The organism is Agromyces sp. NPDC055661 (assembly GCF_053618135.1).
Map to the genome: position 1 here is coordinate 700693 of NZ_JBSHHC010000001.1, position 19541 is coordinate 720233.

Genomic DNA, 19541 nt, shown 5'->3' on the forward strand with positions numbered 1-19541 from the left:
GACGGAACCTCATGGCCCCGGTCCGGGGGGTCAGGCGGCGTCGTGCGAACCGCGTTCGAGCTCGATCGGGCGCTCGCGTCCGCCGACCCGGGAGGTCGGCCAACGCGGGTCGAGGGTCAACACCTCGACGCCGGATGCCCCGAGCAGCACGGTGTCCTCCACCTTCGCGCCGGGCGCCGTGGGGTTCCACGCGAACGCCTGGCCCGCCTGCACCACGTCGGCGATGCCCGGCACCGCCCGAGGATCACGGCCCGCGTAGCCGGCGGCGCCGCCCTGGTGATGGCGTCGCCACTCCGCGGGGTCGAACCCGTTGGCCCCGTAGGCGGCGGTGCCGGCGGCGAACACGTCGCCGAGCGTCGCGCCCGGCCGCGTCGCATCGAGGAACGCCGCCTCGACGTCGAGGAAACGGCGCGCGGCATCCGCCTCGATCGGATCGGCCGGCCCGAACCGCACCCAGCGCGTCGCGTTCGCGATGAGCCCGTGCCGGCGCCCGCACACCACGAGCATGGCGCGGTCGCCGAGCGGCGCGTCGGTGGGCAGCGGATGCCGGTGGGCGAGCCGCGTCCGTCCGGCGACGAGCGTGACGAGCGGGTCGATGCCCCGCGCGACGAGGTCGCCCGCGAGCCGTGCGGCCACGTCGCGCTCGGCGTCGGACGGGTCGACGACGAGCGCGGCATCCGTCAGCACCTCCGCCACCTCGCGGCAGAGGCCGCGGTAGCGGGCGAGCTCGGCGGGCAGCAGCGTCGCCCGGGCGGCCCGGAGCTCGGCGGCGACGTCGGCCTCCTCGAGCTCGGCGATGCCGGCGCGGGCGAGCGGGTCGTGCCACGGCACCCGGGTGACGACGAGGTCGCTCGCGTCGCCGAGTTCCTCATCGAGCATCCGATCGGCCTCGTTGTCGAACACCCGGAGCTCGATGCCCTGGCGCGTGACGACGGCCGCGACGACCGGATCGCCCGCGAGCGAGACGTGCGTGCGCGCGCCGTCGAGCGCCCAGCCGAGGGCGGTGTGCGTGCGCAGCACGAGCGACCCGGCGTCGCGACGGTCGAGCAGCTCGACGAGGCGCGTGTGCTTGACCGCTCGATCCGCGCGCGACGGAACCGACGACGTCACCACGGATGCCGCGACGCCTGTCATGCGAGCGGCGCCGTGCTGTCGCGCGCCTCGAGCCGAGGCCGGTAGAGCACGGAGTGCTCGATCGGGCCGCCCGCGATGAGCGTGCGCAGGCGCGCCCACACCTGGGCGCCGATCTCGCCGCGGGGCACCGACATGCTCGTGAGGCTCGGCGTGGCGAACCCCGCCATCGGCACATCGTCGAAGCCGGCGATCGAGAGGTCGCCCGGCACGTCGACGCCGAGCTGGCGGAGGCGGGTCATGAGTCCGAGGGCGACGAGGTCGTTGAACGCGATGACCGCCGTCGCGCCCTCGTCGCGGGCGCGGAGCACGGTCTCGGCCAGCGCGTAGCCGTCGTCGAGCCGGGAGCCGCCGGGCACCACGTCGATGCGCAGCTCGGGATGCGCCTGCTCGGCCTCCTCCACGCCGCGGAGGCGCTCGGCGTTCGAAGCGCTCGTGGCGGGCCCGCTGACGTACGCGAGGTGGCGGTGGCCGAGTGCGAGCAGGTGCTCGACGAGGTCGCGGATGCCGCGCACGTAGTCGACGCCCACGATCGGCACGTCGGCGCCGGGGAGCGGACGGTTCACGACCACGACGGGGGCGACCTGCGCCACGAGCCGGCGCAGTCGCTGCTCGGGCATGCGTGGCGCGCACAGCACGATCGCGTCGCAGCGGTGCCGCGCCTCGATCGCGGTCGCCTCCTCGTCGTCGACCTGCTCGGCGGTGTCGGCGACGAGCACGCGATAGCCGTCGGATGCCGCGGCGAGGCTCAGCCCCTTGAGGATGCCCTGGAACAGCGGGTTCTCGAGGTCGGGCACGACCATGGCGATCGTGTCGTTGCGGCCGTGCACGAGGCTGCGAGCCGCCACGCTGGGCGAGTAGCCGAGCGTCGCGATCGACGCCTGCACGCGCCGCACGATGGCCGGATCGACGGTCTGCTTGCCGTTCAGCACGCGCGACACCGAGGCCTGCGACACGCCCGCGTGCGCGGCCACGTCGGCGATCGTCGTGGCACGACTCCGCTCGCCCATGTGCTGCCCTCCTTCGCGCCGAGTCCGTCGACGTCGCGGCCGACCCGCGGCTCGTGACGCGCCGTGCGCCTCGGCCGGGAAACCGGTTCCTCAGTGTAACCACCGAGTTGCCCGGCGCCGCGGACGTCGCCTAGGCTCTCGTCGAGAAAGCGGTTTCTCAACACCCCTGATGGAGGGCGCATGCACGTCGTCGTCACCGGATCGTCGGGCCGGCTCGGGCGGAGCCTGAGCGCCGGGCTCGCGGCATCCGGGCACTCGGTCGTCGGCATCGATCGCGCGCCCGCCGGACTCGACGGCGTGGACGAGCGCGTGCTCGACCTCGCCGACGAGCACGCGACGGGCGAGCTCCTCGACGCGCTCCGGCCCGACGCGGTCGTGCACCTCGCGGGCATCGCGGTGCCGTTCAGCGCCCCCGAGCGCGAGATCCTCCTCACCAACACGGCGCTCGCGCACACGGTGTTCGCCGCCGCCGCCCGGGCCGGCGTGCGACGCGTGCTCGCCGCATCGAGCCCGACCGTCGTCGGCTACAGCGCCCCGACGTGGCGGGCTGCCGCCGTGCCGATCGACGAGACGCATCCGACGCATCCCGCGAACGCCTACGCGCTGTCGAAGGCCGTGATCGAGGAGGCCGTGCGCATGTTCGCCCGCACGTCGTCGGGCGCCTTCGGGTTCTTCCGCCCCTGCTACGTGATCTCGCCCGAGGAGTGGCGCGGCGCGCCCACGCAGCAGGGCCACACCATCGCCGAGCGACTCGCCGACCCGGCGCTCGCGGCGGTCAGCCTCTTCAACTACCTCGACGCCCGGGACGCCGGGGCGTTCGTCGACGCCTGGCTCGCCGCGCCCGCCGACGCCGTCGACGGCGAGGGGTTCTTCGTCGGGGCGGCCGACGCGCTCGCCACCCACCCGGTCGCCGACCTGTGGCGCGAGTTCGCGCCGGCGCTCGGCGTCGGCGCGGATGCGCTCGTCGGCACGCAGCCCGTGTTCTCGGTCGACAAGGCCGCCGACCGCCTCGGCTGGCGGCCCGAGCGCGACTGGCGCAGCGAGCTCGCGGCCGCCGCCATCTCCCCCAGCGAATCGAGGGCATCATGACCGCACCATCACCCGAGTTCGACGGGGTGCTGTTCTTCCCCGTGACACCGTTCGACGCGTCGGGCACCGTCGACCTCGCGGTGCTGTCCGAGCACGTCGCGTCGCGGCTCCCGTGGGGTCCGGGCGGGGTGTTCCCCGCCTGCGGCACGGGCGAGTTCCACGCGCTCGCGGCGCGCGAGGCGATCGACGTCGTGCGGGCCACCGTCGACGTGGTCGGCGGCCGCGTGCCGGTCATCGCCGGCGCGGGCGGGCCGCTCGGCCACGCGATCGAGCTCGCCCGGGGCGCAGCCGACGCCGGCGCAGACGGGCTGCTCCTGCTGCCGCCCTACCTCGTGTCGGGCACCACCGACGGACTCGTCGCCTGGGTCGGGGCGGTCGCCGCGGCATCCGACCTGCCCGTCATCGTGTACCACCGCGGCACCGCCCGCTACACGGCCGACGCCATCACGCGGCTGGCCGCGAACCCGAAGGTCGTCGGCTTCAAGGACGGCACGGGCGACATCGGCCTGGCGCAGGAGATCGTGCTCGCCGCCGCGGCGACCGGACGCGACCTGCAGTTCTTCAACGGCCTGCTCACGGCAGAGCTGAGCCAGGGCGCCTATCGCGGCATCGGCATCCCGCTGTACTCGTCGGCGGCGTTCGCGATGATCCCCGAAGTGGCCGCGCTGCACTATCGCGCCTACACCGACGGCGACGAGGCCACGCGGATGGCCCTGCTGCGCGAGTTCTACACGCCGCTCGTGCGCCTCCGCGACGAGACCCCCGGCTTCGGCGTCTCGCTCATCAAGGCGGGCCTGCGACTGCGCGGACTCGACGTCGGATCCGTGCGGCCGCCGCTCGTCGACCCGACGCCCGACCAGGAGGCCCGCCTCGGCGCGATCCTCGACGCCGGGCTCGCCCTCGCCGAGCGCCTCGGCACCGCGGCGACGGCGGCGCGGTGACCGAGGTCATCCGCAGCCTGCGCACGCGCGCGATCCGCGTGCCGCTCACGCGGCCGTGGGGGCCCGACGTGCGCGACCTCTCGCTCGTCGAGGTGGTGGTCGAGGACGCCGCGGGTGATGTCGGGTACGGCTTCTCGTGGACGCCGTCGATCGGCGCGGCCGCGGTGCGGGCGCACCTCGACCACGACATCACCGCCTTCGCGATCGGGCGCGACGCCGACGCCGAGACGTTGTGGCATCCGCTCTGGGCGCACCTGCACGAGGGCGGTGGCGGCGGCATCACGACCATCGCGATGGCCGGCCTCGACCTCGCGCTGTGGGACCTCGCCGCCCGCCGCGCCGGCACCGGCATCACCGACCTCCTCGGCCGCCGGCACGAGACCGCCGAGGTGTACGGCAGCGGCGTGAACCTGCACTACCCGCTCGACGAGCTCGCAGCACAGGCCGAGCGCTGGGTCGCCGCCGGGTTCGACGCCGTGAAGGTGAAGGTCGGCAGCCCCGACCTCGCGCGCGACCTCGAACGCATCGCCGCCGTACGCGAGGTCATCGGGCCCGACCGCCGGCTCATGATCGACGCGAACCAGCGCTGGACCCTCGAGCAGGCCGAGTGTGCGATCGGCGAGCTCGCCGCGTTCGACCTCGCCTGGATCGAGGAGCCGCTGCGCGCCGACGACCTCGCCGCGCACGTCGCGCTGCGCGATCGCATCGAGGTGCCCGTCGCGCTCGGCGAGAACCTCCACACCCGCTACCGGTTCGCCGAGTTCATCGATGCGGGCGCCGTGTCGATCGTGCAGCCGAACGCCGTGCGCGTCGGCGGCATCACGCCGTTCCTCGAGATCGCCGATCTCGCGGAGGATCGCGGCGTCGACCTCGCGCCGCACCTGCTGCTCGAGCTCTCGGCCCAGCTCGCCCTGGCCCTGCCCGGCGACCACCTCGTCGAGTCCGTCGAGGACGCCTCCTTCGAGGCGCTCGGCGCGCTCGCATCGCCCTCCCCCGTCGCCGTGACCGGCGCCGAGGTGCGCACGACGGGGCAGCCCGGGCTCGGCATCCGATTCAATTGACGTGCACGGATGCCGCGGCATCCGATGACCCTGGAGGAACCATGACCAGCATCGCGCCCATCGCCATCGACACTGCGGCATCGGCCGCGACCGCAGGAGCCGACGCCATCGGTGACGCAGCCGCGGCCGCGCGCGCCGCGTTCGCGACCACCGTCGCCTCGACCGCCGCCGAGCGCGCGACGTGGCTCACGGCCGTCGCCGATGCGCTCGACGCGGCGGCCGGCGAACTGATCCCGCTGGCCGACGAGGAGTCGCACCTCGGGACGACTCGGCTGACGGGCGAGCTCGCGCGCACGACCGCCCAGCTGCGCCTCTTCGCCACGGCGATCGTCGAGGGCTCCTACCTGGAGGCGACCATCGACCACCCCGACCCGACGACCACGCCGCCGCGGCCCGACCTGCGGCGCATCCTGCGTCCGCTCGGCCCGGTCGCCGTGTTCAGCGCCTCGAACTTCCCGTTCGCGTTCTCGGTCGCGGGCGGCGACACCGCGTCGGCCCTCGCCGCCGGATGCCCCGTCATCGTGAAGGGGCACTCCGCCCATCCGCGGCTCTCCCGTCGCACCGCCGGGCTCGTGGCGGGCGCGCTCGCGGCGGCGGGCGCACCCGAGGGGATCTTCGGCCACGTCGAGGGGCGCGAGACCGGCGTCGCGCTCGTGCAGCACCCCGAGGTCCGCGCGGTCGGGTTCACCGGGTCGCTGCACGGCGGGCGGGCGCTCTTCGACCTCGCGTCGTCGCGCCCCGACCCCATTCCGTTCTACGGCGAGCTGAGCGCGGTGAACCCGGTGCTCATCACGGCGGCGGCGCTCGATGCACGCGCCGACGAGCTGGCCGCCGGACTCGCCGCGTCGTTCACGCTCGGCGCGGGCCAGTTCTGCACGAATCCGGGCGTGGTGTTCGTGCCGGCCGGGTCGGACTTCGCGTCGCGCGTCGCCACGGCTGTCGGCAGCGCGGCATCCGTGCCCATGCTCACCGACGGCATCGCCGCCGCCTTCGCGCGCGGACTCGACGCGCTCGCGGCCCGTGACGACATCACCGTGGTCGCGGGCGACGTCGCGCAGCGGCCCGGCACCGGCTCGGCCGTCGTGCTGTCGACGACGGCGTCGGCCGTGCGCGCGGATCCCGGCGCCCTGCTGGCGGAGTGCTTCGGACCGTCGACCCTCGTCGTCGCGTACGACGACGTCGACGACGCGCTCGCGGCGATCCGCGCGGTGGGCGGCAGCCTCACGGCCACCGTGCACGCCGAACCCGGTGAGGACCTCACCGGCATCCTCGCGGTGCTCACCGAGGTGGCCGGACGCGTGCTCTTCGCCGGCTGGCCCACGGGTGTCGCGGTGAGCTGGGCGCAGCAGCACGGGGGTCCGTGGCCGTCGACCACGTCGATCCACACGTCCGTCGGCGTCACCGCGCTGCGCCGCTTCCTGCGTCCGGTCGCCTACCAGGACGCCCCCGAGTCGGCGCTGCCCGTGGAGCTCCGCGAGGAGAACGTGCTCGGCATCCCGCGCCGCATCGACGGCGTGCTCGTCGTGTGAGCGCGATCGCCTACCTCACCGCCGCGACGCCGCCGCGCCTCGCGGTCGGCGGCATCACCATCGCGATCCCCGTGCTCGCCGTCGAGCAGCTCGGCGACGTCGCGCTCGGCGGACTGCTCGCCGCCGCCGCGCTCGGACCCAGCATCATCGCGGCCCCGGTCGTCGGGGCGGTGCTCGACCGGACCCGCCGGCCGGGCGCCTTCGTCGCGGGTGCCGGACTCGTCATGGCCGCGGCCTTCACGATCGCGGCATTCCTCGGGCCGGTGCCGGCCTGGGTCGTCGCCATCGTGCTCGCGATCTCGGGGCTCGCGACGCCGTTCGTGTTCGGCGGGCTCTCGAGCTTCGTCACCGAGGGCATCCCGAACGAGCGCCGCGCCTACGCGATGGATGCGCTCGCCTACAACCTCGGCGCGGTCGCGGGCCCGGCCGCCGTCGCCGCGGCCTCAGCGCTCGGGAACGCCCGCATCGCGACGCTCGTCATGGCCGCGGCCGCACTGCTCGGCGCCGTCGGCACGATCCCCCTCCGACTCCGTCCGCTCGCGGGCGAGCCGCACGCGTCGATGCTCCGCACCATCGCGGCCGGGTTCCGCCACATCGCGACGCACCGGCCGCTCGCCCTCATCACCGCGAGCGGCACCGTGAGCCAGTTCGGCGCCGGTGGCCTCGCGATCGCGGCCGTCGCGCTCGCGATCGGCAGCACCGGAGATGCCGCGGGCGGCGCGGTCATCGTCACGGCCTTCGCCGTGGGCGGGCTGCTCGGCGCCCTCTGGAACTCCGCGCATCCGAGCCGGCTCCGCCCCGAGGTCGAGATGGGCCTCGGCTTCGCCGCGACCGGCGTGTTCACCGTGGTCGCCGCACTCGACCTCGGACAGCTCTGGGCCGCGCTGGCGATCGGCGTGTCGGGCCTGTTCACGGCACCGGCCGCATCGGCCATGCTGCTCATCCGCAAGCAGCAGAGCCCGCCGACACTGCGCTCGCAGGTGTTCACGGTCGGCGCAGGACTTCGCGCGGCCGCCGCCGCGGCGGGCGCCGCCGTCGCCGGACTCGCGGCGGGCCTCGGCGGGCCCGCGCTCATCGCGGCGATCGGCGTGGTGTGGATCCTGTCGGGCGCGATGCTCGTCGCCTACCCGAAGGACGCGCCGCCGATCGACGGCTCGGCGTGAGCACTGAGGGCGGGCGGATGCCGCGGCATCCGCTCGGCCCGGAGCCGGCTCGGCTCAGATGCCGAGCTCGAGGTCGGCGATGCGCACGGGCTCGCCCGTGGCGAGCGACAGGTTGCCCGCGATGCCGACGGACACCGCCTTGACGCCGTCGGCGTAGCCCGCGACCCGGCCGAGCGGCTGGTCGTCGGTCACCCGGCCGAACACGTGCTGCAGCAGGTAGGCGTCGCCGCCGCCGTGGCTGCCGATGCCCTCGGGGATCGGCACGATGCGCGCGCCCTCCCAGTGCCGCTGCACGACGAGGCGCTCGGAGTCGGGACGCACCTCGTCCTCGGGCGAGTAGCCGGGGTGCATGCTCGGGTCGACGACGACGCGGCCGTCCTCGCCGATGAGCACGGCGCCGCGCTCGACGACCTCGAGCTCGGCGCGGCCCTCGGTGCCGTTGACGGTGACGCGGTAGCCCTCCCAGGGTGCGTGCGCGTTGAGCGAGTAGCTCATGGTCGCGCCCGTGTCGTAGTCGACGAGCGCGGCGAGGTTGTCCTCGATCGTGATGCCCGCGTCGAACACGTCTCGGTCGCGCAGGTAGCCGTCGTGGTGCTCCTGGTCGAGGTAGAGCTCCTTGAGGTGCGGGTCCCGGGCGAGGTCGAGCGCGAACGGATCGCCGGTCGCTCCGGTGCCGCGCGACGGACGCTCGCCGAGGCCGCGGGCGGCGGCGTTCTCGGCACCGTAGAAGCGCAGCCCGCCGCTCGCGAAGACGCGCACAGGCGTCGCGGCGATCCACCAGTTGACGAGGTCGAAGTGGTGCGACGCCTTGTGGATGAACAGGCCACCGGAGTTCGCCTTCTCGCGGTGCCAGCGGCGGAAGTAGTCCGCGCCGTGCACCGTGTCGAGCGCCCACTCGAAGTGCACCGAGGTGACCGCGCCGATCTCGCCGTCGGCGATGACGCGGCGCAGCGTCGAGTTGCGCGGGCTGTAGCGGTAGTTGAACGTCGTGATGACCTCGCGGCCGGTCTCGGCGATGGCCGCGCCGATGCGCCGCACGCTCTCGGCGTCGATCGTGAGCGGCTTCTCGACCACGACGTCGGCGCCCGCGTGCAGGGCGCGCACCACGAAGTCGGCGTGCGTGAAGTCGGGGGTCGTGACGATCACGCGGTCGATGCGCTCGTCGCGGATCATGCGCTCGAGTTCGTCGGGCGCGTAGCGCGCCGGCGCCGGACGCCCGGCCGCCACCACCTCGCGCTCGTGCACGTCGAGGCGACCCGGGTTCGCGTCGCTCCACGCGACCAGTTCGGCGATCTCGGGCACGTGCTCGGCGCCGAGCTGCGTGCCGCTCAGCGCGCGGACGTACATGCCCGCGCGGCTTCCCGTGCCGATGAGTCCGTACCGTTCCTGCGCCATCGCGTGCTCCACTCGGGGTCATCGTACGAGAAAGCGCTTCCTCGGTCACCCGTGCTTCGCTGGGGATCGGGAGGGAATCACGCGGGAAAGCGCTATCTCGGTTCGACGACATTTCTACCAGCCACGCGGCGCGTGTCCAAACCTCGGCGTCTCCGAGCCGCTTGCGCGGTAGCATCGAGGCGCCCCGAGGGGGCGGGCACATGCGGGAGGACGGATGACCGAGGGCGGCACCGGAACCGGGCGGAGCGCACCTGCGACGCTGCACGACGTCGCGCGCGAGGCGGGGGTCTCGCTCGCGACCGCGTCGCGTTCGCTCAACGGCAGCACGCGCAAGGTCAACGAGGAGTACCGCAAGCGCGTGCTCGAGGCCGCCGCGCGGCTCGACTACTCCCCCAACCTCTCGGCGCAGGCCGTCGCCCGCGGCACGACGACCACCGTCGCGCTGCTCGTAGCCGACATCGCCGACCCCTACTTCTCGTCGATCGCCGCCGGCGTCGTCGCCGAGGCCGACCACGAGCGGCTCATCGTCACGATGGCCGCCACCGAGCGCGACCCCGAGCGCGAGCTGGAGCTCGTGCGCACGCTGCGCGGACAGCGTCCGCGCGTCATGATCCTCGCGGGCTCGCGGCCGACGACCGACCCGACCGGCGGCGCGCTGGGCGAGGAGCTCCGTGCCTACGAGCGCTCCGGCGGCCTGGTCGTGCTGATCAGCCGCAACGAGCTCGACCTCCGCACGGTGCTCGTCGACAACCTCGCGGGCGCCGAGGCGCTCGCCCGCGGCCTCGTCGGCATCGGCTACCGCCGCTTCGCGATCATCACCGGCGGCGAGGGCCTGCGCACCGCGGCCGACCGCGTCGAGGGCTTCCGCGCGGGGCTTGCGGCCACGGGCGGCACGCTCGAGGACGACGACGTGATCCGCGACGCGTTCACCCGCGACGGCGGCTACGACGGCATGCGCCGCCTGCTCGAACGCGGACTCGGCGACGTCGAGTGCGTCTTCGCCGCCAACGACGTCATGGCAGTCGGCGCCCTGTCGGCCATCCGCGACGCCGGCCTCACGCCGGGCACGGATGTCGCGATCGCCGGCTTCGACGACATCCCCACGGTGCGCGACGTCACGCCGGCCCTGACCACGGTGCGCGTCCCCCTCGAGGAGATCGGACGCCGCGCCCTCCGCCTCGCGCTCGGCGACGAGGCCGCCCAGGCCGAGGGCGCCGTGCGCACCGAGGTCGTCATCCGCGAGTCGACGCCTCCGCGCAAGTAGCCCGCGCCCGCCTCGGGTACGGCGGTGCACGGATGCCGCCCGCCCGCCCACATCCGCCACGCGCCGGATGTGCGCAACTCCGGATGGCGCGCCGACACGCCGCGACGATGCGCCCCCCGGCCGGCGGGTCGACCCCGATCTCCGGAGTTGCGCCCGACGGCGGGCCTCCGCCGCATCCGCCGGACCAGACGCAGGAACTTCCGGGCGACGCGCCGCTCGCGCGCGGCATCCGCTCGGCGGGTCGCCCCGAAGTTCCTGCAGTCTCGACGCGCGCCGGGCCCGAAACGCGCCCGCGCGCCCACCGCGGGCCGGCCGCACCGCGACGCCGCGTGACGACACCCCGCGAGCTGGGTGTTGCGCGATCGCGGGATCGTGTCCTACACTCGGGTAAACGCTTTCCCGCAGCGGCGCGGCGGCCTCCGCCACCCGCTCCCGGCTCGAACAGGAATCACCGTGGCAGAGCAGACCACCCAGCAGGCCAGCCCGCAGGCCCAGTCCATCGGCATCATCATGAACGGCGTCTCCGGGCGCATGGGATACCGGCAGCACCTCGTGCGGTCGATCCTGGCCATCCGCGAGCAGGGCGGGGTCGAGCTCTCCGACGGCACCCGCGTGCAGGTGGAGCCCATCCTCGTCGGCCGCTCCGAGCAGAAGCTCGCCGAGCTCGCCGAGAAGCACGGCATCGAGCACTGGACGACGAACCTCGACGAGGCGCTCGCCGACGACCGCTGGCAGATCTACGCCGACTTCCTCGTGACGAAGGCCCGCGCCGCCGCGATCCGCAAGGCGATCGCCGCCGGCAAGGCCATCTACACCGAGAAGCCCACCGCCGAGAGCTTCGAGGAGGCGCTCGAGCTCGCGAAGCTCGCCACGGCCGCCGGCATCAAGAACGGCGTCGTGCACGACAAGCTCTACCTGCCCGGCCTGCAGAAGCTGAAGCGCCTCATCGACTCGGGCTTCTTCGGCCGCATCCTCAGCGTCCGCGGCGAGTTCGGCTACTGGGTCTTCGAGGGCGACTGGCAGCCGGCGCAGCGGCCGAGCTGGAACTATCGCGCCGAGGACGGCGGCGGCATCATCGTCGACATGTTCCCGCACTGGAACTACGTGCTCGAGAACCTGTTCGGCCGCGTCGAGTCGGTCTACGCGAAGGCGGTCACCGAGATCCCCGAGCGCGTCGACGAGAAGGGCGAGCCCTACCCGGCGACCGCCGACGACGCCGCATACGCGATCTTCGAGCTCGAGGGCGGCGCGATCGCCCAGCTCAACTCCAGCTGGACCACGCGCGTCAACCGCGACGAGCTCGTCGAGTTCCAGGTCGACGGCACGCTCGGCTCGGCCGTCGTGGGCCTGTTCGGCTGCAAGATCCAGCCGCGCAACGCCACGCCCAAGCCCGTATGGAACCCCGACCTCGCCGACGCGCACGACTACGCCGCCGACTGGATCGAGTCCCCCGGCAACCAGGAGTTCCAGAACGGCTTCAAGACGCAGTGGGAGGAGTTCATCCGCCACGTCGTCGAAGACGCTCCCAACCACTACGACTTCCTCGCGGGCGCTCGCGGCGTCCTCCTCGCCGAGGAGGGCCTGCGCTCTTCGGCCGAGGGCCGGCGCATCGCCATCCCCGAGGTCACGATCGAGACGACGGATGCCGCCGCGATCACGGATGCCGCGAGCAACGTCGCGGCGCCCGACGCCGCCCCCGAGCTGACCGGGGCCCGCTGACCATGACCGCGATCACCCTCATCGACGGCGAGGGCGCGCTGCGCTCGGTGCCGCTGGCGGAGGCGCCCGCATTCCAGAAGCCGCGGCATCCGCTCGCGAGCCGGGTCGCGTACGCGGCGGCGCACGTCGTGCCGAAGCCGTTCGCCGACAACACTCCGGGCGAGCCGGCCGAGATCGACTGGGACGCCACCCTGGCCTTCCGCCACCACGTCTGGTCGTGGGGGCTCGGCGTCGCCGACGCCATGGACACCGCGCAGCGCAACATGGGCCTCGACGCCCTGGCCACGCGCGAACTGATCTCCCGCAGCGCCGCCGAGGCGGCGACCGTGGGTGCGAACCTCGTCGTCGGTGTGAACACCGACCATGTCGGCGACGAGTCCATCTCCCTCGAGCAGGTGATCGACGCCTACAAGGAGCAGCTCCATCACGCTGAGGATGCGGGTGCGGGCGTCGTCCTCATGGCGAGCCGTCACCTGGCGCGAGCCGCGCGCACGCCCGACGACTACCGCCGCGTGTACCGCGAGGTGCTCGCCGCGGCGGGCGCCCCGGTCGTGCTGCACTGGCTCGGGACGGCGTTCGACCCGTCGCTCGCGGGCTACTTCGGCTCCGACGACACGGATGCCGCGTCGGCGACGCTGCTGCAGATCATCGAGTACAACCGCGACAAGGTGCAGGGCGTGAAGATGAGCCTGCTCGACGCCGACGCGGAGATCTCGGTGCGCGAGCGGCTCCCCGAGACCGCCCGCATGTTCACGGGCGACGACTACCACTACGTCGGCCTCATCGAGGGCGACGTCCGCGGGCATTCGGACGCGCTGCTCGGCGCGTTCGCGGCGCTCGCGCCGAACGCCTCCGCGGCGATCCAGGCGCTCGACCGCGGCGACGCCGACGAGTACCGCGCGATCCTCGCGCCGACCGAGCCGCTCTCGCAGCAGGTCTTCGCCGCGCCCACGTACTACTACAAGACGGGCGTCGCGTTCCTGTCGTGGCTCAACGGCCACCAGGCCGCGTTCCAGATGGTGGGCGGCCTGCACGCCGCCCGCAGCCTGCCGCACCTCTCCCGCATCGTCGAGCTCGCGAACGCGTCGGGCGCGCTCGAGCGTCCCGAGCTCGCGGCCGCCCGCTGGCACTCGCTGCTCACGCTCAACGGCGTCGATGTCACGGCAGCCGCTCCTGCGGCATCCGTCGACGCCGACACCGAGACGCCGGATGCCGCGGCCGAGCCGGCCGACGCCGACGTCGAGGTGCTCGCATGAACGCACCTTCGACCAGCTCAGCCGCCCACCCGCGCCTGTCGCTCAACCAGGCGACCATCAAGTACGCCGACCTCGACCAGGCCCTTCGCTCGGTCGCCGAGGGCGGGTACGAGTCGATCGGCCTCTGGCGCGAGCCCGTGCAGGCGGTCGGCCTCCACGAGGCCGCGCGACGCCTCGCCGACTCGGGCCTGCGCCTCTCGACGTACTGCCGTGGTGGCTTCTTCACCGTGCCCGAGGGTCCGGCTCGCCGCGCGGCGATCGACGACAACCGCCGGGGTATCGAGGAGACCGCGACGCTCGCCGCCGCCGGCGCATCCGGCTCGCGTGCCGTGTTCGTGCTCGTCGCGGGCGGGATCCCCGAGGGGTCGACCGACCTCGTCGGCGCCCGCGCGCAGGTCGCCGACGCCGTCGCCGAGCTCGCCCCCGAGGCGCAGGCGGCCGGCGTCACGCTCGCGATCGAGCCGCTCCACCCCATGTACGCGTCCGACCGGGCGGTGGTGTCGACGCTGAAGCAGGCGCTCGACCTGGCTGCGCCGTTCGACCCGTCGGTGGTCGGCGCGACGGTCGACACGTTCCACATCTGGTGGGACCCCGAGGTGCTGCCGCAGATCGCGCGCGCCGGCGCCGAGGGACGCATCGCGACCTACCAGGTCTGCGACTGGAAGACGCCGCTGCCCGCCGACGTGCTGCTCAGCCGGCACGAGCCGGGCGACGGCGTGATCGACTTCGCGTCGCTCACCTCAGCCGTCGAGGCCACGGGCTACACCGGCGACATCGAGGTCGAGATCTTCAACCAGGAACTGTGGGACACGCCGTTCGCCGAGGTCGTCGCCCGCACCGCCGCGGCGTTCGAGGCCGCGGTCGTGCCGCACCTCGCGGCATCCGTGCCCCTCTCGGCGGTCGAGTAGCGTCCGGCTCCGCGGGCGCTCCTCAACCTGCGGACGGGACCCGCGTGATCGCCGGCATCACGAACGTGCCGTCGATCATCTCCGCGCGCGGCTGGTACACCCGCAGCATCGGACGGAAGGGCCCCTCTGGCGTCGGCAGCCAGTTCGCCGCCGCGGCCTCGTCGTCGGGCCGTTCGCGCTGCATGCGGATGACGAGCGAGCCGTCCTCGCCGGTGACGAGGCCGGGCGTGCGGTCGCCGATCGAGTAGCGCTCGATCGGGTTCTCGACGAGGTAGAAGTCGGGCACCGAGTACATCGTGATCGACCAGAACGCGTCGGCCGGCGGCAGCTCGGTGAGGTGCAGCTCGTAGGCGTGCGACCCGTCGAGGCGACGGCCCTCCGAGTCGACGAAGACCTCGGCGTACACGGCCTCGAAGCCGTGGTTGCCCCACAGCCCGTTGCGGGCGGCGCGCGCCCGCGTGGTGTACGCCGTGGCGCGATCGGCGATCCGCCACTCCGGCGCGTCGATCGTGCCGGGCCCCAGGTAGTCGACGTTGTAGTCGAAGCCGTGCGGCCAGGCCTGCCACCCGTTCACGGCGGCGGCGGGGTCGGGCTTCGAGAGCTCCTCGACGCGGTTCCGACCCTCCACGAACGCGTTCGCGAGGTGCTCCTCCTGGTCGCGCGCGACCACGCCGTAGGGGTTGCCGCGAGCGGTGAGGCCGTAGTCCGCGAAGCGGTGCAGGTAGTCGACGTCGGCCTTCGCCGGCGGGAAGGCGAGGCTCCACGCGCGCAGCAGCTCCCAGAAGCGCAGGTGCTCGGGGATCTCCCCGTGCGGCTGCGGGATGCCGCGAAGCGGCCCGTTCCCGTCGAGCGGGGTGAGCGTGAACTGCGGCTGCAGCGCGGCGACCGCGGGCAGGTCGTCCTCGCCGTCCACGGCGATGCGTCCCACGATCGCCGCGAGGTCGGTGGGCGAGGGGATGACGGGGACGCCGTCGGGCGCCGTCCCAGACCATCCGGGCGGCGCGATGAGGAATGTCCCCTCGGCGGTGCCGGTGGCGCGCCGACCGACGTACGCGAAGTTGTTCGTCCACGCGTCGACGAACTGGAGCACGTAGTACCGGCCGTCGGTGTCGGGCACGTGCACGAGCAGCGGGCCGCCGGAGAGGTCGAGCACCGCGATCGCGTACACCGTGTCGTTGTTGATGCTCACGAACGTGTCCTCGGGCGACCCGAGCTTCGTCGCGTGCGCGAACCGGTTGATGCCCGACGGCGGCAACGAGCCGAGCCCGTGCGTCGCGATCGCCTGCATCGACGACACGTTGTACACGAGCGGATACCCGAAGACGTACGCGTCCACGAGGAACTCCTCGGTCCAGCCCATCGATCCCCCTCCTGCGCGCCGGTCGGCGCGTCTCCCGCCTACACGCTACGCGTGGCGCGTCGCTCGAGCGAGAAGTAGAAGAGTGCGTAGACGGCGGCGGACACGACGATCCCGATCGCGAAGAGCCACGCGCTCGGCCGGTTCCAGTCGAAATCGGCCAGGCGCACGGCGATCGCGAGCAGGATGCAGGCGAGGCTCACGAGCTGCGCCTGGAACACGCGGCGGAACGCCGACCAGCGGTCGTCCCAGAGCATCCACACGTTCACGAGGCCGGGCAGCGTGAGCACCGCGCCGACGACGCGAGCGGTGAGGGGCGTGACCTCCCACGCCCACGAGCCGATGAGCAGCGACGGCACGATGAAGAGCACGAGCCCGGTCACGGTGGATGCCGCGCCGACGAGCGCGAGCACGTACCGCCAGGGCCCGGGGATCTCGATGTCGTCCCCCTCGGGCATCCCGTCGTCCTCGCGGAGGTTCAGGACGAGCGCCACGAGCACGAGCACGGGTGTCGAGATGTAGAGCGCGACCCAGGTGATGAACGAGATGTGCCCGAAGTGGAAGCGATCCCAGTGCAGGAACGTGGCGATCGCGAGCAGCGTCGCGAACACCAGCACTGCGGGGAAGCCGTGCCGCACCCGGTGCCAGCGCCGCTGCACCGCGACCTGCACGAAGAACCAGATCCCGCCCGCGTACGCCGAGCCGAGGAGCATCGCCGTCATGGGCGGCTGGATGGTCCACGCGAAGTGCTGCTCGGTGGCGCCGGGCAGCACGAGCAGCAGGAACGCCGCCGCGACGAGGAACGGGATGATGACGAATGCGAGCACCCGGGTGAACGGGAGCACGCGGTCCTCGGGTCCGGAGCGGTGACGCTCGGGGGCGTCGGTACCTGGTGCCGTCTCGCTCATGGTGCCTCCTCGGTGGGGCGGATGCCGCGGGGCTCGGTGATCAGGGGGCGGATGCCGCGGCATCCGCCGGCTCGTGCTGCAGCGCGAACGCGACCGCGTCGTCGACGTGCATGCGGCGCCCGCGCGCGCGGGCGGCCTCGAACTCCTCGCGGCCCTCGCCCGCGAGGATGGGATCGACGAACTGCTGGTGGAACGAGAACGACGGCGCGTTGTACAGGCCCGTGCGTTCGCGAACGATCTGCGCTGCGCCGAGCAGCGTGCCCGCGCGCGCGAGGTCGCCGGCAGCCGCGGCGACCGCCGTGAGTCCCTCGAGCCCGTACGCGACGCCGTCGTCGTGGTGCAGGCGCGTCGACTCGCTGAGGCTCTCCTCGAAGCAGTCGCGAGCGACGGCGAAGTCGCCGAGCAGCAGCTCCGCCCAACCGAGGTGGTGGAGCGCGATCGCCTCGCCGAGGGCGTCGTGCTGCCGCTGCGCCACGGCGAGGCTCTCCCGGAAGCGATCGAGCGCCCCGCGGACGTCGCGACTGAGGAGCGAGACCCGCCCGATCGTGACGAGGGCCATCGCCTCGCCCCAGTCGTCGTCGGCCTCGCGGAACAGGCCGAGGCTGCCCTGCAGCGCCTCGCCCGCCCGTACGACGTCGGGCTCGCGCGACGCCAGCAGCGCGAGGGCGAGCGAGATGAGCGCGAGCGCCTCCCCCGACCGCTCCCCCTCGGTGTGGAACAGCGCGGCGCTCTCGCCGAGTCCCGGCACGAGGAGCTCGTCGGGGTCCTGCCAGAACCCGATCGCGCGCGTGAAGTAGAGGGCCCGCGCGCGCGTCGGGGTGTCGAGCTCGTCGCCGGAGTCGAGCACCTCCTGCATCCAGGCGTGCACCTCGCCGAGGTGGCCGTCGACCCACCAGTAGACGTAGAGCGTCCACGTGAAGTGCGCCGCGATCGACCACTGCCGCGTGTCGAGCAGGTGTCGCACGGCGGCACGCAGGTTGTCGCCCTCCTCGGCGAGGCGCGCGATCCACGCCAGCTGCGTGGCGCCCTCGAGCTCGTACTCGGCCTGCTCGCCGAGTCGCACGTAGTACTGGGCGTGCCGGTCGCGCAGCTCGCGCAGGTCCTCGCGACCGTCGAGCCGGTCGCGGGCGTACTCCCGCACGGTCGAGAGCATGGTGAACACCGCACGATCGCCGCGGTCCTGCTGCCGCACGAGGCTCCCGTCGACGAGCGCGGCGAGGTCGTCGAGCGTGTCCGCGTCGGGGATGCCCTCGGCGAGCCATTCGACGGCGTCGAGGGTGAAGACCCCGGAGAAGACGCCGAGCCGGGCGAGCAGCTCCTGCTGGGTCGGAGTGAGCAGCTGCGTGCTCCACTCGATCGTGGAGCGGATCGTGCGCTGGCGCTCGGGGAGGTCGCGGGCGCCGCCGCCGAGCACCAGGAGGCGCTGGTCGAGCCGGTCGAGCAGCTCGGACGGCGTCAGCACGCGGCCGCGCGCGGCGGCGAGCTCGAGCGCGAGGGGCACCCCGTCGAGGGCGATCACGATGCGCTCGACGTCCTCCACGTTCTCGGCCGTGAGCTCGAAGTCGGGCTTCGTCGCCCGCACGCGCTGCACGAAGAGCGCGACCGACGGCGTGGCGAGCGCCCGCGCGACGGTCGTGCCGTGCCGCAGGTCGGGGAGGGCGAGCGGGCCGAGCTCGACGCCGTGCTCGCCGCTGATGCGGAGGAGGATGCGGCTCGTGGCGAGCACCGTGAGGTGCGGGGCATCCGCCAGCAGCGCGCGGATGACCGGCGCAGCGTCGACGACCTGCTCGACGTTGTCGAGGAGCAGCAGCAGGCGGCGGTCGCGCACGGCCATGCGCAGCTTCTCGTCGAGCGTGCCGTCGCCGTTGTCGATGATGCCGAGGGCGTTCGCGATGGCCGCGGACACGAGCGACGGGTCGGTGACGGGCGCCAGGTCGACGAATGCGATGCCGCCGGGGAACCGGTCGCGCACGCGGTTCGCGGCCTCGATCGAGAGGCGGCTCTTGCCGATGCCGCCGGGGCCGGTCAGGGTGACGAGCCGCACGTCGTCGTCGGCGAGCAGCTCGGCGACGGTGGCGACCTCGCGGTCGCGCCCGATGAGCGACGTCAGCGAGGAGGGGAGCTCGACCGTGCCGTCCATCGACGTGAACGGCGTCCCGGTGGGCTCGGCCGCGCGCGCGAACCGCTCGGCGAGCAGCGTCGCGAGGTCGCCGCGCACGAGCTCCGCGAGCTCCTCGGCGTCGGCGAAGTGCACGTACGACGAGCGGTCGTCGGCCTTGATGCGGTCGAGGAGCTCCCGCAGGCGCGGCTCGCGATCGCCGTCGTCCTTCACGTACACGAGCTTCGGCATGCCCGCCGGCGAGAGGCGGTACTCGTCCTCGAGCCCCGAGATCTCCTCCCCCGGCGCGACCCAGCCGTACTGCTCGCCGTAGAGTCCGACGAAGATGTCGCTCTGCGCGAGGTAGGCGCGGTAGAGGTCGCGCGGCGGATGCGGCCGCGCGCCGAGCTCGAACATCACGGGCGCGAGGTTGAGCTGCTCGATCGCGGCGCGGACCGCGCGGCGCTCGGGCGCGAGCTCCCTGAGCGTGGAGCTCACGAACACGCGCAGTCGCTGGTCTGGCGTGCGGATCGCCGGATCGGCGGGGCTCATGCCTTCGAGTCTGTTCCCCGCGGCATCCGCCTGTAAATACCCAGCACGGGGCTGGCGCGTCGGGGATGCTGGCGGCTCGCCGCGGCCCGGCGGTACAGTGGCGCCGTGGCGGCCTTCCGCCGCTCGTCGCGCCGCTCCGGGGGGAGTCGAATGGATGCTC

The 19541-nt window shown here is 73.5% G+C and carries 15 protein-coding genes; 9 read left to right on the top strand and 6 right to left on the bottom strand.

Annotated elements, in window-relative coordinates; translation table 11 throughout:
- Window positions 1-30 precede the first annotated feature (30 nt).
- Window positions 31-1134, bottom strand: a complete 1104-nt coding sequence (locus tag ACWGO8_RS03130; protein WP_452041675.1) for a M24 family metallopeptidase — start codon at window positions 1132-1134, stop codon at window positions 31-33.
- Window positions 1131-2141 (bottom strand): LacI family DNA-binding transcriptional regulator, encoded by a 1011-nt coding sequence (locus ACWGO8_RS03135; protein ID WP_452041676.1) that lies wholly within the window; start codon window positions 2139-2141, stop codon window positions 1131-1133. The genes ACWGO8_RS03130 and ACWGO8_RS03135 overlap by 4 nt, the downstream gene beginning before the upstream one ends.
- Window positions 2142-2321: 180 nt before the next feature.
- Here ACWGO8_RS03135 and ACWGO8_RS03140 point away from each other — a divergent pair, with 180 nt between their 5' ends.
- From ACWGO8_RS03140 to ACWGO8_RS03160, 5 genes are read left to right on the top strand one after another with little or no spacing between them, the layout of a single operon-like run.
- The gene (locus ACWGO8_RS03140; protein WP_452041677.1) at window positions 2322-3230 is read left to right on the top strand and encodes an NAD-dependent epimerase/dehydratase family protein; all 909 of its coding nucleotides are present in this window, start codon (window positions 2322-2324) and stop codon (window positions 3228-3230) included.
- Window positions 3227-4171, top strand: a complete 945-nt coding sequence (locus ACWGO8_RS03145; protein WP_452041678.1) for a 5-dehydro-4-deoxyglucarate dehydratase — start codon at window positions 3227-3229, stop codon at window positions 4169-4171. Before ACWGO8_RS03140 ends, ACWGO8_RS03145 begins: the two co-directional genes overlap by 4 nt.
- Window positions 4168-5232, top strand: a complete 1065-nt coding sequence (locus tag ACWGO8_RS03150) for a mandelate racemase/muconate lactonizing enzyme family protein (RefSeq protein ID WP_452041679.1) — start codon at window positions 4168-4170, stop codon at window positions 5230-5232. Before ACWGO8_RS03145 ends, ACWGO8_RS03150 begins: the two co-directional genes overlap by 4 nt.
- 41 nt (window positions 5233-5273) lie before the next feature.
- Complete coding sequence (locus tag ACWGO8_RS03155) at window positions 5274-6761, top strand: aldehyde dehydrogenase (NADP(+)) (protein WP_452041680.1); 1488 nt, start codon at window positions 5274-5276, stop codon at window positions 6759-6761.
- The gene (locus ACWGO8_RS03160; protein WP_452041681.1) at window positions 6758-7924 is read left to right on the top strand and encodes an MFS transporter; all 1167 of its coding nucleotides are present in this window, start codon (window positions 6758-6760) and stop codon (window positions 7922-7924) included. Before ACWGO8_RS03155 ends, ACWGO8_RS03160 begins: the two co-directional genes overlap by 4 nt.
- Window positions 7925-7978: 54 nt before the next feature.
- On the opposite strand, the gene ACWGO8_RS03165 is transcribed toward ACWGO8_RS03160, so the two are convergent.
- A complete protein-coding gene (locus ACWGO8_RS03165; protein WP_452041682.1) occupies window positions 7979-9319 on the bottom strand; it encodes a Gfo/Idh/MocA family protein in 1341 nt (446 codons plus the stop codon).
- 214 nt (window positions 9320-9533) lie between these two features.
- On the opposite strand from ACWGO8_RS03165, the gene ACWGO8_RS03170 reads away from it, so the two are divergent.
- The 4 genes from ACWGO8_RS03170 (at window position 9534) to ACWGO8_RS03185 (ending at window position 14466) form a co-directional block, all read left to right on the top strand.
- On the top strand, window positions 9534-10583 hold the full coding sequence (locus tag ACWGO8_RS03170; protein WP_452041683.1) for a LacI family DNA-binding transcriptional regulator: 1050 nt from the start codon (window positions 9534-9536) through the stop codon (window positions 10581-10583).
- Between the two features lie 510 nt (window positions 10584-11093).
- Window positions 11094-12302 carry a Gfo/Idh/MocA family protein gene (locus ACWGO8_RS03175; protein ID WP_452043511.1) on the top strand — a complete coding sequence of 403 codons (1209 nt, stop codon included), beginning with the start codon at window positions 11094-11096 and terminating at the stop codon, window positions 12300-12302.
- Window positions 12303-12304: 2 nt separating this feature from the next.
- Entirely contained in the window at window positions 12305-13558 is a 1254-nt protein-coding gene (locus tag ACWGO8_RS03180; RefSeq protein WP_452041684.1) for a dihydrodipicolinate synthase family protein, read from the top strand.
- Window positions 13555-14466, top strand: coding sequence for a sugar phosphate isomerase/epimerase family protein (locus ACWGO8_RS03185; protein WP_452041685.1), 912 nt, complete (start codon window positions 13555-13557; stop codon window positions 14464-14466). Before ACWGO8_RS03180 ends, ACWGO8_RS03185 begins: the two co-directional genes overlap by 4 nt.
- Window positions 14467-14488: 22 nt before the next feature.
- Here the strand turns inward: ACWGO8_RS03185 and ACWGO8_RS03190 are convergent, their stop codons facing one another.
- Genes ACWGO8_RS03190 through ACWGO8_RS03200 form a run of 3 tightly spaced genes read right to left on the bottom strand, consistent with a single transcriptional unit; the run spans window position 14489 to window position 19381 of the window.
- Window positions 14489-15826, bottom strand: a complete 1338-nt coding sequence (locus ACWGO8_RS03190) for a DUF1254 domain-containing protein (protein ID WP_452041686.1) — start codon at window positions 15824-15826, stop codon at window positions 14489-14491.
- Window positions 15827-15864: 38 nt separating this feature from the next.
- Complete coding sequence (locus tag ACWGO8_RS03195; RefSeq protein ID WP_452041687.1) at window positions 15865-16731, bottom strand: hypothetical protein; 867 nt, start codon at window positions 16729-16731, stop codon at window positions 15865-15867.
- Window positions 16732-16771: 40 nt separating this feature from the next.
- On the bottom strand, window positions 16772-19381 hold the full coding sequence (locus ACWGO8_RS03200) for an ATP-binding protein (RefSeq protein ID WP_452041688.1): 2610 nt from the start codon (window positions 19379-19381) through the stop codon (window positions 16772-16774).
- Window positions 19382-19541: the final 160 nt, after the last annotated feature.

Excerpts from the sequence above, each read along its gene's own strand:
- ACWGO8_RS03135 (WP_452041676.1), bottom strand. The coding sequence starts at position 2,141 with ATGGGCGAGCGGAGTCGTGCCACGACGATCGCCGACGTGGCCGCGCAC.
- ACWGO8_RS03190 (WP_452041686.1), bottom strand. The coding sequence starts at position 15,826 with ATGGGCTGGACCGAGGAGTTCCTCGTGGACGCGTACGTCTTCGGGTAT.
- ACWGO8_RS03145 (WP_452041678.1), top strand. The coding sequence starts at position 3,227 with ATGACCGCACCATCACCCGAGTTCGACGGGGTGCTGTTCTTCCCCGTG.
- ACWGO8_RS03185 (WP_452041685.1), top strand. The coding sequence starts at position 13,555 with ATGAACGCACCTTCGACCAGCTCAGCCGCCCACCCGCGCCTGTCGCTC.
- ACWGO8_RS03165 (WP_452041682.1), bottom strand. The coding sequence starts at position 9,319 with ATGGCGCAGGAACGGTACGGACTCATCGGCACGGGAAGCCGCGCGGGC.
- ACWGO8_RS03180 (WP_452041684.1), top strand. The coding sequence starts at position 12,305 with ATGACCGCGATCACCCTCATCGACGGCGAGGGCGCGCTGCGCTCGGTG.
- ACWGO8_RS03155 (WP_452041680.1), top strand. The coding sequence starts at position 5,274 with ATGACCAGCATCGCGCCCATCGCCATCGACACTGCGGCATCGGCCGCG.
- ACWGO8_RS03200 (WP_452041688.1), bottom strand. The coding sequence starts at position 19,381 with ATGAGCCCCGCCGATCCGGCGATCCGCACGCCAGACCAGCGACTGCGC.
- ACWGO8_RS03170 (WP_452041683.1), top strand. The coding sequence starts at position 9,534 with ATGACCGAGGGCGGCACCGGAACCGGGCGGAGCGCACCTGCGACGCTG.
- ACWGO8_RS03175 (WP_452043511.1), top strand. The coding sequence starts at position 11,094 with ATGAACGGCGTCTCCGGGCGCATGGGATACCGGCAGCACCTCGTGCGG.
- ACWGO8_RS03130 (WP_452041675.1), bottom strand. The coding sequence starts at position 1,134 with ATGACAGGCGTCGCGGCATCCGTGGTGACGTCGTCGGTTCCGTCGCGC.
- ACWGO8_RS03195 (WP_452041687.1), bottom strand. The coding sequence starts at position 16,731 with ATGAGCGAGACGGCACCAGGTACCGACGCCCCCGAGCGTCACCGCTCC.
- ACWGO8_RS03140 (WP_452041677.1), top strand. The coding sequence starts at position 2,322 with ATGCACGTCGTCGTCACCGGATCGTCGGGCCGGCTCGGGCGGAGCCTG.